Source organism: Streptomyces eurocidicus (assembly GCF_002891295.1).
GTDB classification, from domain to species: domain Bacteria; phylum Actinomycetota; class Actinomycetes; order Streptomycetales; family Streptomycetaceae; genus Streptomyces; species Streptomyces eurocidicus.
In genome coordinates, this window is sequence record NZ_LGUI01000003.1 from 863736 (window position 1) to 879175 (window position 15440).

13 protein-coding genes are annotated in these 15440 nt (G+C 72.6%); 10 read left to right on the forward strand and 3 right to left on the reverse strand.

All coding sequences use genetic code 11. From position 1 onward, the window contains the following. Positions 1-38 precede the first annotated feature (38 nt). From AF335_RS13720 to AF335_RS13730, 3 genes are all read right to left on the reverse strand, one after another. Positions 39-812, reverse strand: coding sequence for a 2,3-dihydro-2,3-dihydroxybenzoate dehydrogenase (locus AF335_RS13720; protein ID WP_102918587.1), 774 nt, complete (start codon positions 810-812; stop codon positions 39-41). 326 nt (positions 813-1138) lie between these two features. Then, the gene (locus tag AF335_RS34080; protein WP_146045514.1) at positions 1139-1765 is read right to left on the reverse strand and encodes a hypothetical protein; all 627 of its coding nucleotides are present in this window, start codon (positions 1763-1765) and stop codon (positions 1139-1141) included. A 382-nt stretch (positions 1766-2147) separates the two neighbouring features. Then, positions 2148-3125 carry a helix-turn-helix domain-containing protein gene (locus AF335_RS13730; RefSeq protein WP_102918589.1) on the reverse strand — a complete coding sequence of 326 codons (978 nt, stop codon included), beginning with the start codon at positions 3123-3125 and terminating at the stop codon, positions 2148-2150. Positions 3126-3296: 171 nt separating this feature from the next. Here AF335_RS13730 and AF335_RS13735 point away from each other — a divergent pair, with 171 nt between their 5' ends. The 10 genes from AF335_RS13735 (at position 3297) to AF335_RS13780 (ending at position 15440) form a co-directional block, all read left to right on the forward strand. Further along, positions 3297-5126, forward strand: coding sequence for a type IV secretory system conjugative DNA transfer family protein (locus AF335_RS13735; RefSeq protein ID WP_102918590.1), 1830 nt, complete (start codon positions 3297-3299; stop codon positions 5124-5126). Positions 5127-5152: 26 nt separating this feature from the next. Continuing rightward, positions 5153-6298, forward strand: coding sequence for a type 1 glutamine amidotransferase family protein (locus AF335_RS13740; RefSeq protein ID WP_102918591.1), 1146 nt, complete (start codon positions 5153-5155; stop codon positions 6296-6298). After that, entirely contained in the window at positions 6295-6978 is a 684-nt protein-coding gene (locus tag AF335_RS13745) for a hypothetical protein (protein WP_102918592.1), read from the forward strand. Before AF335_RS13740 ends, AF335_RS13745 begins: the two co-directional genes overlap by 4 nt. Next, positions 6978-7469, forward strand: coding sequence for a hypothetical protein (locus AF335_RS13750; protein ID WP_102918593.1), 492 nt, complete (start codon positions 6978-6980; stop codon positions 7467-7469). The genes AF335_RS13745 and AF335_RS13750 overlap by 1 nt, the downstream gene beginning before the upstream one ends. Continuing rightward, the gene (locus AF335_RS13755; RefSeq protein WP_102918594.1) at positions 7466-8485 is read left to right on the forward strand and encodes a hypothetical protein; all 1020 of its coding nucleotides are present in this window, start codon (positions 7466-7468) and stop codon (positions 8483-8485) included. The genes AF335_RS13750 and AF335_RS13755 overlap by 4 nt, the downstream gene beginning before the upstream one ends. A 320-nt stretch (positions 8486-8805) precedes the next feature. Next, positions 8806-9924 (forward strand): conjugal transfer protein, encoded by a 1119-nt coding sequence (locus AF335_RS13760; protein ID WP_102918595.1) that lies wholly within the window; start codon positions 8806-8808, stop codon positions 9922-9924. Positions 9925-10001: 77 nt separating this feature from the next. Next, a complete protein-coding gene (locus AF335_RS13765; protein ID WP_087927350.1) occupies positions 10002-10235 on the forward strand; it encodes a hypothetical protein in 234 nt (77 codons plus the stop codon). Then, on the forward strand, positions 10232-10825 hold the full coding sequence (locus tag AF335_RS13770) for a hypothetical protein (RefSeq protein ID WP_102918596.1): 594 nt from the start codon (positions 10232-10234) through the stop codon (positions 10823-10825). The genes AF335_RS13765 and AF335_RS13770 overlap by 4 nt, the downstream gene beginning before the upstream one ends. Next, positions 10822-13371, forward strand: a complete 2550-nt coding sequence (locus tag AF335_RS13775) for an ATP-binding protein (protein ID WP_102918597.1) — start codon at positions 10822-10824, stop codon at positions 13369-13371. Before AF335_RS13770 ends, AF335_RS13775 begins: the two co-directional genes overlap by 4 nt. Then, positions 13368-15440 carry a hypothetical protein gene (locus AF335_RS13780; protein ID WP_102918598.1) on the forward strand — a complete coding sequence of 691 codons (2073 nt, stop codon included), beginning with the start codon at positions 13368-13370 and terminating at the stop codon, positions 15438-15440. The genes AF335_RS13775 and AF335_RS13780 overlap by 4 nt, the downstream gene beginning before the upstream one ends.

The window sequence follows — 15440 nt, forward strand, 5'->3', positions numbered from 1 at the left end:
CGACCCACCCGGCGACCGGGGCACTCGACACGCGCCGCTCAGACCCCCAGAGCCGCACCCCCGTCCACCGTCAGGTCATGCATCGTGATGTGCGACGCATGGTCGGAGAGCAGGAAGACCACGGCCTGCGCGACATTCTCCGGCCGGGCCAGCTTCCGCAGGGGGATGCCCACGCGGTACGAACTGGCGACGCCCTCGATCGACGCCTTGCGGGCGCTCTCCCCGTCCTGCCACATATTGCTGAGCATCGGCGTCTCCGTGGAACCGGGTGCCACCAGATTGCAGCGGATCCCGTGCTTGGCGACCTCCAGGCCCATGCACTTGGTGAACATCGTCGCCGCCGCCTTCGAGGCCGCGTACGCCGCCATCTCCACGCGGGCGGTGCCGGCGGCGTTCGAGGCGACGGTCACGACGGCGCCCCGGCCGCGCGGCACCATGCGGTTGACGACGGCGCGCGAGACGAAGAAGACGCCGCTGGTGTTCACCGCGAAGGTGAACGACCAGTCGGCGTCGGTCAGCTTCCGGGCCTCCGAGAGGCGGAGCACACCGGCCGCGTTGACCAGGTAGTCCACCGGCCCGAGCCGTTGCTCGACCGCGTCGACGAACGCCTCCACGTCGGGGCTGGACGTGACGTCCCCGGGGAACGCCTCCACCTGGAAGCCGTCCGCCGTGAGCTTCTCGACCGTGGCCCGCAGCCGGGCCTCGTCCTTGTCGACCGCCGCGACGGTGACGCCCCGCTCGCCCAGGGTCCGGACGACCGCTTCTCCTATTCCACCCGCCGCTCCGGTGACGAGAGCGACTTTTCCTTCCATCTCACAAACCTCCATACCCGGCGTGCACGGCCGAATAGCGACGGGACTTCAGACACGTCCACAAATCAGTTTCGGGATAGCCGGACGGCGTGTGAAGCGAGGAATTCTCACTCCGTCAGGTGGTCTGTGCCCGAAGGCCGACGGGCAGGCGCCTCCGGCGGGTCGCCGTAGCCATTCGACGGCCACAGCCTGCCGTTTCACCCCGATATGCCCCTGTTCGGGACCCCTGCGCATAGATGAAACGCCTTATCGTGCAGCGGGAAACAGCCATCTCCGGCTGAAATTCCGGGCCTTGACCGGACACGATGTGGGGGCGCCGCGCAATTTCAATTGTCCCGACCCTTGTCAGGAGACCGGATCGTGTCCAACGGTTCCCCAGGACGTTCCCCTTCCACGGCGCGCGGCGAAGCGCGGAAGATTCTTGTGATCGTGGCGGTCGTGCAGTTCGTGATCGGCGGCTGGTTCTCGTGGACGGCCTCCCGGGCCGCACCGCGCGAGCTGCCGGTGGTCGTCGCGGCGGACGTCCGCGACGTCGCCGAGCGGCTACGGGCCGAGGCCCCCGGCGCGTACCGCGTGACGGAGGTGGCCGACGCCGCGGCGGCCGACGCGGCGCTGCGCGACCGCGAGGCGTACGGCGCCTTCGTGCCCGGCGAGCGGCGGGGCACGACGGAGCTGCGGCTCGCGTCCGCCGCCTCGCCCGCCGCGGCCGACGCACTGGCCCGGCAGGCCCGGGAGCTGCCCGGGGCGGGGGTGACACGCGTCGTGGACGTCGTCCCGGCCGCCGCGGACGATCCGCACGGCGCGGGTGCCGTGATGGGCTTCCTGCCGTTGCTGATCACTGCGGTGATCGCGGGCTTGCTGCTGGTCCTCAAGGTGCGGGACATGGGCGCGCGGCTGCTCGGGGTGGTGGGCTTCGCGGTGCTCTCGGGGCTGTTGAGCTCGCTGATGCTCACTCAGGTGAGCGGTGTGCTGCCGGGGGGCTGGGTGGCGACGGCGGGCGTCGTGGCGCTGCTGGAACTGGCGATGGTCAGCGTCATCACGGGCCTCGGGTCGCTCGCGGGGCCGCCCGGGGTGGCCGTGGGGGCGGTGCTGATGTTCGTGGTGGGGAATCCGTTGTCGGGGATGGGGTCGGCGCCGGAGATGCTGCCGGGGGTTCTGGGGACGGTGGGTCAGTATCTGCCGCCGGGGGCGGGGGCGTCGTTGTTGCGGGCTTCGGCGTTCGGCGGGGCGGGGGTTTGGGGGCCGGTGTTGGTGCTGGTCGGGTGGTCGGTGGTGGGGGTGGGGGTGCTGGCGGGGCTGGGGAAAAGCCCGCGCGGCGGCACCCCAACCGCCCCCTCAGGCCCGCCCATCCCCCAACATCCCACTCATCGCGATCAAATACCCCAACTGCGCCCGACTCCCGCTCCCCAACTCCGCCGACAACCGCGCCACCCGCCCCGCCACCGTCCGCCGGCTGATCCCCAGCCGCCGCGCGATCGCCTCGTCCGTGTGGCCCGCCACCAGCAGGCGGGCCGTCGCCCGGCGCAGGTCGTCGGCCACGTCGGCCACGTCCGCCCGGGGCGCGTCCGGGAGCACCGGGGCCGCCCGTTCCCACGCGTCGTCGAAGACCTGGGCGAGGAAGGCGACCAGATCGGGGTGGCGGATCTCCAGGGCGGAGGTCCGCCCGTCGTCGCCCGCGGCGCCCGGGATGTACGCCACCGCCCGGTCGACGACCACGAGGCGGTCGATGACATGGCCCAGCGTGCGGACCTCGCCGCCCGCCGAGACCAGTTCCCCGAGGTGCCGCAGCGTCGCCGAGTGGGAGCGCGCCGCGTGCTGGAACAGCGCCCGGTGGTGGACCCCGGCCCGGAGGTGGCCGAGGTCGTCGAGGTCGTACGCCAGGCGCCGCCCGCCCGGCTGCACGGTCATCAGCTCGTCCCGGCAGGAGCGGACGGCGTGCGCGAGGGTCGAGCCGATGACCCGTTCGCCGTGGATCTCCGTGGCCCAGCCCTGGTGTTCGCGCTTCGCGACCGTGTAGATCGCGTGCACGGGCGAGAAGCTGTCCGTGAGCGCCCGTACGTCCCCGCGCTGCCGTTCCAGCCGCTCCTCGATGGGCCGGACGAGCTCGGCCAGCGCGACGTCGGGGGCGACGGGGACCAGGACGTCCGGGTCGTCCGGCGGCGTCACCAGCAGCCCCAGGCGCAGCAGGCAGTCGGGTACGTCCTCCTTGGGCGTACAGCCCTTGACCACGGCCCGCCGATAGCGCGTCAGGCCCTCGGCGCAGAGGCCGCCTGCTGTGCCGGGGTCCGCCCCATGCCCCGCGTGATCGTGCATGGCGCCATTATGCGTCTTGGAATGAAAGCTCCTAAGTGGGCGTATGGGGCCGGTTGTCAGGCGTGAGCCGTATTGCGCCTTGGAACCGCGAGACCGTCCGGCTTCGGTGTTACGGTCACCGTCGCGATTCGACACGATCGCCACGAGCGAGCGGCAAGGACGGGGGTCCGCGTGGCACGCGCACGCGAACTGGGGCGCAAGAAGGAGCGGGGCGGCGGGCCGCAGGGCGAGATATTCCTCGCCAAGTCGGCCGCCGCCCTCATAGGACTCTGCGTCAGCTGGCATGTGGCCGTCTGGGCGACCGCGGACGGACTCGCGTTCTCCGACGTGCGCGCGACCGCCACCGCCGTCGCCCTGCACCACCCGCTCGGCCGGCTCGGCGACGGCGTCGAGGCCGCCTCCACGGGCAGCACGGTCGCGGTCTGGCTCGCGATCTTCCTCGCGCCGGTGCTGGCCGCCGTCCTCGGCGTACGCGCGCGCAGGCGCCGGGCCGACGGCGCCGGCGGCGAGGGCCTGGCCTCCGCCGTCGAGGCCCGCGAGGCCCTCGGCGAGCACCGGGCGCGCCGCGCCGCCGCCCAGACCCGCGCCACGACCTTCCAGGACGCCGACGGCCGTTACGACCCCAGGGCCGCCGCCCGCGCCGAGCTGAGCGAGGTCGGCTGGCTGCTGGGCAGGCAGCTCGGCAGCGGTCAGCCGCTGGTCGCCACGCCGGAGGACTCGGTCGCGGTCATCGCCCCGTCCGGCGGCGGCAAGTCCCGGAACGTCGTCATCCCCGCCTGCCTGGACGCACCCGGTCCGCTGGTCGTCACCTCCACCCGCGCCGATGTGCTCGACGTCATTGCGGAACCGCGCTCCCGGCTCGGCCGGGTGTGGGTCTTCGACCCGCTGGACACCGTGGGCTGGCCCGAGCGCATGGTGTGGGACCCGGTCGCCGGCTGCCAGGAGGGCGAGACGGCGACCGCCCGCGCGCTGTCCTTCTCCGTCGGCATGGGCGCGGACGACAGCTCGTCCAGTAATGGGGGCTTCTTCCAGCAGACCGCGTCGTCCGCGCTCACCCGGCTGCTGCACGCGGCCGCGCTCGAAGGCAAGACCATCGAGCACGTGATGCGCTGGGCCACCAACCTGGAGAAGGCGAGCGAGCCGCGCGCCATCCTCACCGACCACCCCAACGCCGAACCCGGCTGGGACGTCCTGCTGCGTTCGGTGTCCACCGGCGCCGACGAGACGGTGGCCTCCACCCGGCAGACCCTCGCCGCCCAGATCGAGCCGCTCGCCCTGCGCAAGGTGCTGCGCTGCGTCACCCCGCAGGAAGGCGTGGCCACCTTCGACCCGGACCGCTTCGTCGCCTCCCGCGACACGCTCGTCCTCATCAGCGACTCCAACGCCTCGACCAATGTGTCGCCGCTGACGACGATGCTGCTGGGCGAGGTCGTCGACGCCGCCAAGCGGCGGGCGCCGAGGCTCCCCTCGGGCCGGCTGGACCCCTTCCTGCGGCTCGTCCTCGACGAGGTCGCGAACGTCGCCCCGCTGCCCAAGCTGCCCTCGCTGGCCTCCGACGCCCGTGGCTACGGCATCCACATCGTCTACGCGCTCCAGTCGCTGGCCCAGGCCGTCCTGCGGTGGGGGCAGCACGAGGCCGACACCCTCCTCGACAACGCCGCGGCCACCCTGGTGATGGGCGGCCTCAAGGACGTCGAGGCGCTGCGCCGCTTCTCGGAGCTGGTCGGCGAGGCCGAGCTCACCGAGCTCTCCACCTCCCGGGACACCGGCCGGCTCTTCGGGCACGGCACCTCCGAGGTCGAGCGCGAGCGCCGGATCCTGCGGCCCGAGGAGATCCGCCAACTGCCGCACGGGCAGGCCCTGCTGCTGTTCCGCGGCGCGCCCGGGGTCATCGCCGAGCTGCTGCCCTGGGACCAGCGGCGGGACGGCCGGGCGCTGCGGGCGGGCGAGCACGCGACGCGGGCCGCGCGCATCGGGCCGCCGCCCCTGGAGACGGTGTGAACGGGTACGAGGAAGGGCCTACGGGGATGACGGCGGACGGCTACGCACCGGACGGCTACGGACAAGAGGGTCACGCGCAGGACGGCGAGCTCGCGCGGATGCGCGCGGAGCTCACGGCCCTGCGCGCCTGGCGCACCGAACTGGAGGAGCTCGTCCAGCGCTTCGCCCAGGGCGTCAGGCGCGAGCAGGGCGAGACCGAGGAGATCCTCTCCGAGGTGCTGGGCCGGCTGGACGCCGTGGAGAACGCCTCGGGGCGGGGTGCCACGGCGCCGGGCGCCGGGGGCTCCGGAGCCCCCGTTCATCTGCCCTGGTCCCAGCGCGCCTCCGAGGCCGAGTGGCGGGAGCTGGCCGACTGGCTGGACTGGCTCGGCCGGCACTACGCGCCCCAGCTGCACCTGCGCATCTGGCCCTGCTGGCCCGCGCACGGCGGCGTCGTCGAGGAACTGGCCGCGCTGCACGCCGCCTGGCGGGCCGCCACCGAGGCGGACGCCGACCCGGCGCGGGCGGGCAGCGAGCTCGCGTACTGGCACCAGATGTGGCTGTGGCCGACGGTCGAGCGGATCCGTCAGTACTACATGTTCAGCGAGTGCGAGACCGACCACGCCGCCGACCGCCCGGGCCGCCCCACGGACCCGGCCGCCCTGGAGACGCGCGTCGCCGAGGCCGCGGCCGAGCGGCGCCGGCGGGAGAACGAGCGCTACGCGTTCTTCGCCGAGGTGCCGGAGGGCTTCACGGCCGAACGCCCCGACGGGCTGTGGCGCAGGGCGGGCGACGACTGGGAGTACCTCTCGCTGCTGGACTGGGAGTGGCACGCCGCGGACGCGGAGCTGCCCCCGCCGCCGGAGGAGACCCTGCGCGAGGTCCCCGCCGACCGGGCCGACGCCCTGGCCGCGGACCGGCAGGGCTGGGTGACGTACTGGGCGCGCTACGCCGACGAGAACGACTGGCGGGCGGGCGAGGGCCCCGTCACCGTCGTCCGGCGCCGCCGCAGCCCGGAGCGGCTGTACGACGAGGCGTACGGCGTACGCGACGGCTGGGCGCCCACCGCGTCCGTCTACGCGTTCCTCGACGCACGGCCGTCGAACCCGCCGCACCTCGTCGGGATCGATGTCCAGGAGGCCGAGCGACTGCTGCGGAGCCTGCGCGGAGTGACGGGAGCGACCGAGCTGTGAGCGCGAGCGAGACCACCCCGGAGCACACCGGTTCCGCCGGGTGGCGGGACGACACCGAACCGCGCCTCGCGCTGACGGCCGAGGAGAACCACGTCGTCACCGCCCGCTGGGAGGCGGCCCGCGCGGCGCAGAAGCAGCTCGACGCCCTGGTGCGGTCCCTTCTGGACGCGCTCGCCGGGTCGCACGGCGCCGTCTGGGAGGGAAAGCAGTACCGGCTGAAGGGCCTCCGGGCATTCCGCCGCGAGGCCGCCGCGGAACTCCATGAGGGTGTTCCGCTGGAAAAGGTCGTGGCGAAGGTCAACGACCTCAACCGGTACACCCTGACCTTCGATCCGGCGCACTACACGGAAGGCGTGCGGCAGACGTACGCGCTGCTGCACGCCCGGGGACAGGTCATCGTCGTCGGATCCGAGCGCAACAGCTGGGAGGACCCGGTGTACAAGGGCTTCCACGCGACCTGGCAACAGCCCGACGGCCAGGTGCGGTTCGAGATCCAGTTCCATACGCCGGAGAGTTTCCGGGCCAAGTCGGAGAATCACCTGCTTTACGATCTGTACCGCTCGCGGCACACCCGGCGTTCGCTCGCCGGGGAACGGAATGCGACGAAGGCGCACGAGCAGGCGGCACAGGCGGTGCAGAGCGGTCGTTACGGCCGCACTCCGGCAAAGGAGAGTTACTGATGAGTGACCCGTACGAGTACTTCGTGAAGGCCGCCCCGCCCTATACCGAAGAGCGTCCCTCCGGCCTTTGGCGGCGCCTGGCCGGGCGCTGGGAGTACCTCTCGCTGCTCGACTGGGAATGGCATGCCGTTTCCGCCGAGGGCGTCACCGCCCCGCCCGCCGCCGAGGTCCTGTACCCGGTGCCGGCCGAGCGCGCGGCCGCCCTGGAGGCCGACCGGCAGGGCTGGGTGCGCTACTGGGCGTACTACTTCGACGAGGCCGAATGGCGGGACGGCGAGGAGCCGACCACCGTGGTGCGCCGCCGCCGCAGCCCCGAGCGCATCTACGACGAAACGTTCATGCGGACGAACGAGTGGCAGCCCGACAGCGTGGTCTACGAGTTCTTCCACCCGCGCGGCTCGAACCCGCCGCACCTGGTCGAGATCGGCGTGGACGAGGCCGAGCGGCTGCTCCAGGAGATCCGCGGCGTGACGGGGGCGACCGAGCTGTGAGCGGGGACACGGGGGGCTGGCAGGGCGACGCGGCCAAGTCGGAGGACCACCTCAGACTGACGGCCGACGAGAACCGCCTGGTCACGCAGCGCTGGGAGGCCGCGCGCGAGGCGCGCGGCCGGCTCGACGGGATCATGGGCGACGTCCAGGAGCGCTCGGCCGCCTCGCACGGCGGCAAGCTGGAGGGGCTCGACTACTCCCTGAAGGGGCTCGACTCCTTCCGGCGGAAGGTCGCCGTCGCCGTCGGCCGAGGCAAGGACGCCGAGAAGGTCGTCGACAAGGTCGACGACCTCAACCGCTACACCCTGACCTTCGAGGCCGAGGGCTACACCGAGGGCGTCCAGCGGACGTACGCCCAGCTCCGTGAGCGCGGCTATGAGCCGGCGTCCGAGACCAACACCTGGGAAGACCCGGTCTACAAGGGCGTCAACACCTCCTGGCGGCACCCGGAGACCCGGGAGAAGTTCGAGCTCCAGTTCCACACGCCGGAGAGCTTCCAGGCGAAGTCGGACAATCACGAGCTGTACGAACTGGCCCGGTCCGGGTCGTTCGAGAAATTCAATACGAAACAGCGGCCGACGCAGAGCGAGGCATATCAGGAGGCGTCGGATCTCCTGCAGAACGAGCGGTACGCGGGTGTGCGTATCCCGCCGCGGGTGGCGGAACTGCGCGAGCGCAAGGTACGGGCCACGCTCAATCCCGCGGTCGATCCCGAAATCGTGGAGAACGTCCGGCGAATGGAGGCGGACCTCCGGGCCGAGCACGCCGCCGTGGCGGCCGGGCACACACCGGAGCGCACCCCCGGACCGGCACCGGACGCGAATCGGGAGCAGGTGCGGGCGAGCAGTCTCGGGGCGGGGCTGGGGGATTCCCTCCGGAGCGAAGGGCCGGGGCTGCGGGAGCGTTTGGCGGCGAAGGCCGCGGAGGCTCCGGGACCCCTGCGGAAGGCGCCCGAATCGACCGTTCCCGATCCACTGCCGAACCAATCCCGCGGCCGTGGTCCTTCGCTGAAGTAAGCGGCGAACCGCCCGCATTGTCGTGAATTCATAAGCGATCCCGGTTGTCGCTTCTCGATCGTGCGGGAACAGTTCCGCTACAAAACAAGGCGTTTGACGATCAGTAATGATCGAAGTACTGTCCTGGCCATTCGGCCTTGTACGGGGGAAGGGTCACCAGGGTTGAGCACGTTCAAGACGGTCATGCGGCGGATTCTCAATCTGCCGGAGCCGCGGAGCGACAAGGGCGCGACGACGCCGCTCCCCGACGCACCGCAGACCGCCCCGGCCCCCGCACCGGCCCCGCCGCCCGCCGCCTCGCCGCCCGCCGCCCTCCAGCAGTGGACGGACGCGGCCGCGCGGCTCCAGGCGCACACCCCGGAAGCGGCCCGCCCCACGGCGGAGCCCGCCCGGCGGCCGGTGCCGCCGCGGGCGGCGCGCCGGGCCGCGGCACGGCCGAGCGGCCGCCCCCGTGGCAGATCGAGGACGAGAAGAGCGGCGCCAAGTTCGCGGTCAAGGCGGGCCGCGGCGTGCTCTGGGGCGTCGTGGCGCTCGCCGCCATCACCGGCGTCCGCTCCTGGATCTGGACGCCCGAACCGGCCAAGCCCTCCACCGTCACCGTCGACAGCGCCCCCGACTACCCGGTCCAGGAGGCCCAGGCCGTGGCGGCCCGCTTCGCCCGCGCCTACCTCGCCTGGGACGAGGCCGACCCGCAGACGCGCTCCCTGGCCCTGGCCCGGGACATGCCGAAGGGCACCGACACGACGACGGGCTGGAACACCAAGGGCCGCCAGGAGGTCCTCGCGACCGAACCCGGCACGGTGTCCCTGCTCGAGGACAAGCGCGCCCGGGTCCGGGTCGACGTCCTGGTGAAGTCCGACGCCCTCACGGGGGACGCCCGGAAGGACGACGCCAAGAAGGACGACCAGAAGAAGGACGAGCCCAAGAAGGACGACAAGGCCAAGGACGACAAGGCGAAGAAGGACGACAAGGACAAGAAGGAGACCAAGTCCGTCCCCGTGTGGGTGGGCCTGGAGGTCCCCGTCGTCCAGGCCGCCGGCCGCGTCGTCGTCACCGGCCAGCCCGGCCTCGTCGGCGTGCCCACCGAGGGCCCGGCCGCGCCGCAGCCGTCCGCGAAGAGCACCGACCTGGAGTTCGCCGACAAGACCCGGGCCACGGCCGAGGAGTTCTTCACCAAGTACGCGGCCGGCGAGCCCGGCGCGGTCGCCGCGCCGGGCGTCTCCATCCCGGCCCTGCCGCAGGGCATGACCCTGGGCGGGCTGCGCACCTGGACGGTCGAGGACGGCTCCGGCACGGACCGCACCGGCACGGCCGTGGTCACCTGGCAGCTCGGCGGCGCCGAACTGGAGCAGACCTACCGGGTCAAGCTGACCCGGGTTTCCTCGGCCAAGGCCGAGCGCTGGCAGGTCGCGGAGGTCCACGGGGGGCTGACGCCCTGAGGCGTCGGACCGGCACGCCCGGACCCGTCCACCGCACCGCGGGCCCGCCCGCACGTATTCACAACTAGGGGAAACTGATGGAAATCGCCCTGAGCAGCGGCGCCGAACTCAAGTCATGGGTGTTCCTGATCGCCGGGAACATCTTTCTCATCATCCTGGCGGTCAGGGCCATCGGGCACTACGCGAAGCGCGAATGGGGCGAGCTGCTCGGCCACTTCCTCGCGGGCGTCGTCGTCGCGGGCTTCGTCTTCGCGCCCGACGAGTCCAAGGACATGCTCATAGCCGTGTGGAAAAAAGTGGCGGGGGAATGAGGGTCGGCCACACCTTCACCCGCCACTTCGACCTGGAGACCCGGCAGCACGAGCTGTTCGGCATGGACCTGGGCGAAGGCCCCTCCCGGCGGGTCCTGGTGACCGGCGCGGCGCTCTACACGGTGTGGGTGGGCGGGCTGCTGCTGATCCTCGGCGTCCCGACCCAGCTGCTCTTCACCTTCTACTTCGCGCCGCCCGCGCTGATCACCTACTACGGCGCCCAGCGCTCGCGGCGTAACGAACGGCGCTGGAACCTCACCCGCTGGGCCCTGGTGATCCGCTATCTGACCGTCGGTCACCGGCCGATCGTCAACGGCGGCCGACGCGCCGCCGACCGCACCGAGTGGCTGCCCCTGCGGGCCCGCCTGGGCGAGCGGTCGGAGACCTTCCTGGACCTCCCCGGCATGGGCGTCTTCGAGAACGCCCTCGGCGGCGAGGAGCCGAAGCCCACCGCCGGACGCCCGGCGAAGCTGGACTCCCGCCCCCGGCTCTACGGGCCCGACCACGTCTACCGCGCCCGGATGCGCACCCGGTCCGGCCGCCGGGCCGAGGCACCCCCGGCCGCCGGCGCCAAGAAAGGCACGCGATGAAGATCGCCAAGGGCATCGCCAAATTCCTCGGCGTCAGCGGGGACCGTTCCGCGCCGCCGCCGCGCTACGTCGCCCTCGCCGACGGCCTGATCATCACGGAGACGCACGCCGAGGCGTGGTTCGTCCTGGCCGGCTCCAACACCGACCTGATGTCGGAGAGCGCCCGGGACTCCGAGCACGACCAGGCGAGCAGCGCCCTGGCCCGTACCCTTGCCGGCTACGACTGCCACCTCAAGGTGCTCTGGTCGCCGCTGAACGCGGAGGAGTACCGCACCGAGGCGGAGACCCTCTTCTCGGCGGGCGACTACGCCTCCTGGGCGGCACTGCGCGTGAACCGGCTCGACGAGCTGGAGCTGCCCAGCCGGCTGCTGCTGCTCGGCGTGCGGATCTCGGAGCGCTCGGGCCAGGCCCAGGCCCGGGGCCGCCGTGGCGTGCAGGACGCCCTCGGCATCGGCTCGACCTCGGTCTCGCAGAAGGAGCTCGCCCGCCTCGACGCCCTCACCCGGCGGCTCGGCCGGCAGCTGGAGACCACCCCGTGGAAGGCTCAGCCGGCCGCCGTGGAGATGCTGGCCTGGATGATCGCCCGGGAGCAGCGGCGCGGCGCCGCGTTGCCCGCCCCGAACGGCGAGGGCATGATCACCGGGGCCCGGCTGGCCCACCTCACCCGTGGCCGGGTGCTGCCCTACCCCGACCACGTCCGCGTGCTCGACCAGCGCGGCGAGACCACCGGCTGGACCGCGGTCCTCACCATGGACGGCTTCCCCGAGGAGATGGAGTCGCCCGGCGCCGGCGAATGGCTGCGCGCGGTCGCCGAGATCACGTACGTACCCGACTACGTGGACGACGAGAACGACTCCGACATCCAGATCAAGCCGGTCAACCCCGAGCCCTCCGTCCGCTTCAAGGTCCTCCACAAGCGCGACGCGCTCAAGCAGATCGACGAGGTCCGCCGGCTGGCGAAGGAGCAGCGGCAGAGCGCCGCCAAGCACTCCGCCGGGGAGACCGCGCAGGAGATCGAGGAGACCGAGGAGACGATGACGTCCCTCTCGCGCGACATGAAGCGCGAGGACGTCACGCTCATGGAGGACCACCCGCGCCTGATCGTCAGCAGCGATGTCTCGCTGGACGACCTGCGCAGCCGCTGCGACGCCGTCATCGGCTACTACGGCGGCCTCGGCATCGAGGTCAGCGTCGCGGCCGAGGAGCAGCGCGAGCTGTGGCTGGAGTCCCAGCCGGGCGACATGCTGCGCGTCCCGGACCTGGTGCACACCCGCACGGTCGGCGCGTTCGCCGGCTCCTGGTTCTGGGGCGGCGCGGCCGTCGGCGACGACACGGGCCCGGTCATCGGCTATCTCACCGGCTCCACGCCCGGCGTGGTGCGCAACGACCTGACGGGCGGCTCGGAGCGCGGCGACGCGACGACGACCGCCTTCATCGGCCGCAGCGGCCGCGGCAAGACGACGGCGATGATGCTGTCCCTGCTGGACTCCGCCTTCCGCGGCTCCTTCGTGCTCGCCCTGGACTTCAAGGGCGACATGGGCGGTCTGGTCTCGGCGGGTCGGCGGTACGGGCTGAACGCCCATCTGATCGAGACGGGCGCCCAGTTCGCGGGCGTCGCCGACCTCTTCGCCCTGCTCAGCGGGGAGAGCGCGGAGCGCGCGCAGACGGAGGTGCCGGCCCAGCTGGGCATCGCCCTGCCGCAGCACCTGCGGATGCGCGGCGCGGAGACGCCCATCCAGAGCGCGGTCAACGAGGTCATCGCGGAGGGCGACCCGGCCACCTGGAAGGTCATCGAGCGGCTCCGGCGGTCGGCGGACGACCTCACCCGCGAGGCCGGCGACGCGCTGTACGAGCTGTCGCTGACGGGCCTCGGCGCGCCCTTCATGGGCCGGCCGCAGGGCGGTGCGCTGCTGACGCCGTCGCCGGGCATATGGGTCGTACAGGTGCCGGGCATCACCCTGCCGGCGCCGGACGACGACCGCGACGACTGGTCGGTGCACCAGCGGCTGTCGGTCGCGCTCGTCCACTCGCTGCTCGCGTACGGCATCAGCATGGCCGGCCGTAAGGACCTGCGGGGCTTGCGGAAGGTCGTCGCGGTGCCCGAGGTGCACGTCCTCACGGCCACCCGCGAGGGCAGCTCGTTCCTCCAGTACATCGCGCGCGTCGGCCGCGCCCTGCACACGGCCCTGGTCGTCGACACCCAGGACCCGGAGTCGCTGGCGAGCCTCACCGGCCTGGTGGAGCAGATGACGACCGTCTTCGGCTTCCAGCTGACGACGGCCGAGCAGCAGGACGCGATGGCGGCCCTGCTCGACCTGCCCCGGGGCCCGCACACCCGGCAGCTGATCCAGGCGATCGGCGTCGATGTGACGCAGGAGATCCGGCACGGTCACTGCATCATGCGCGACCGGCGGTTCAGCAGCGCGACCGTGCAGTTCGACGTGCCGTCGGTGGAACTGCTGGACCTGCTGAGCACGACGCCGAAGACCGCGGCCACCGCGGCGGGCGAACCGGTCTCCCCGGCCGGGGCCGAGGTCCCGGCATGAGGCTTCCCCGGTTCCGGAACCTGGCGATCCCGGTCGTCGGCGCGCTGACCACCGTGATGGTGACGGCGTCCGCCGCCGCGGCCAAGGACAAGGACGCGTTCAGCCCCGCGGGCATCGGCAACATGCTGCCCGTCCCCGAGTCCACCTACTCCGGGACGGGCACGCTCTACGAGCAGTACGGCGATCCGAACCTCTGGCGGCTGGACAGCGAGCTGGGCTGGAAGGACATCGCCGACAGCATGCTCAACGGCATCGCCGTCATCTTCATGGGCCTGACCGTCGTGCTCGGCCTGGCCGCGATCGTCGTCGTCCAGTGGTCCTTCAAGTTCACCAAGATCGACAAACTCGGCGAGTCCATAGCGGGCGCCGTCTCCGGGGCCGCGGAGACGGTGGTGGCCACCCTGCTGCCCACGGCGCTGGCCGTGGGCGTGCTGGTGGCCTGGATCAATCACCGTAAGGCCAACGGCTCGGCCTTGAACCAGATCGGCTGGGTCCTCGCGTCGGGGGTCCTGGCCGCGTCGTTGCTGACGACGCCCAAGGCATGGGTCGACGGCATCGAGTCGACCCGCACCATCGGCAGCACGGTGGCCATGGAGGCGACGAGCGGGGGCCTGGGCGAGGGCGGCAAGGAGCCGATCGACGTCGGGCAGCCGAGCTACAAGGGCAACAGCACCCAGGACTCGGTGCTGCGCAAGTCCGCCGACGCGATCTGGCGCTCGTACGTCGCCACGCCCTGGTGCATCGCCGAGTTCGGCAGCCTGGACGCCTGCAAGGAGTTCGGCCAGGACCTGCTGAAGGAGGGCTCCAGCGCCAAGAAGCGCAAGGAGTGGCTGAGCCACAACGTCGACGGCAAGCCCGAGAACGGCGGCGAGGCCACGCTGCGGTGGCGCCAGGGGCACACGCCCGAGGGCCGCATCATGGTCGCGATCCCCGCGTTCATCTGTGTGGCCCTGTTCGCCGCCCTGGCGGTCGCCCTGGCCTTCGCCTCCCTGGCCTCGCTGATCGGCGCGTTCATGCTGCTGATCGCGGGAGTCGTCTTCGCCTGTCTGTGGGTGATCCCCGGCAGGCCCCGGCAGTGGGGCGTGCGCTGGTTCGACACCCTCCTGGGCTTCACCCTCCAGTCGCTGGTCAGCACGATGGTGCTGGGCTGTGTGCTGATCATGAACACGGTGAGCGTCCGGCTGCTCGACGACTTCGGGTGGTTCGCGGCCGCCGGCCTGAGCATCACCAGCGCCCTGGTGGCCTTCAAGTTCCGCACCATCATGGAGAGCATCGTCGGCGTGACCGGCGCCGTGGGCGGCGGGGCCGGCGCGGCCGGGCTGCTCGCCGCGCGCTCCGCGGGCCGGCTCGCCGCGTTCGGCGCGCGGACCCTGGGCAAGGGCTCCGCCACCAAGGAGCGCGAGAAGCCCCGCTGGGACCCGAACCGCACCAACGGCGGCACCTCCAAGTCCGAGGAGGGCGCCGGGGCGACGCTGTCCCGGCTGCCCAAGCGCCCGCTGCCGCTGCCCACCCGGCAGGGCGGGGGAGCGGTGGGCGAGATCGCCACGGCGGCCGTCAAGGCCGAGCTGGAGGCGGGCGCCAAGCGGCCCGACATCCCGTCGACGGCCGGCCTCGGCCGGGTGCGCCCGGAAGGCCCGGCGGGCGCCCTGCCCGCCCGTCGCACCGCCGAGCTCGGCAGCCTGCGGCCGCGTCCGGCGCTGTCCGCCGGGAGCACCGGAGGCGCCCGGACCACCCGGCCCGCCGCCGGGGCCAAGGCGGCCGAGAAGTCCGTCGAGAAGTCCGCGGTCAAGGCGGTCAAGGCGGTCAAGGAGGCCGCGAAGCAGGCGGCCGAGCAGCCCGCGGGCCGCCCTTCGGCCGCCCTGCGCCCCGAGAACGGCTCCGGTGCGAACTACGCGTTCCGCCAGGGCCCGCGGCCGGGCGCGGCGGCGCCGCGCGTCATCCGGGGCGAGGTCGTCGTCAGGCACACGGGCCCGGCGGGCGGCAGCGGTCCGAAGCCCGCGCGGACCGGTCGGCAGAAACGTTCGGCCGAAGGCCGGGCGCCCGTACCCGGACGCCGGCGCAAGGGGTAA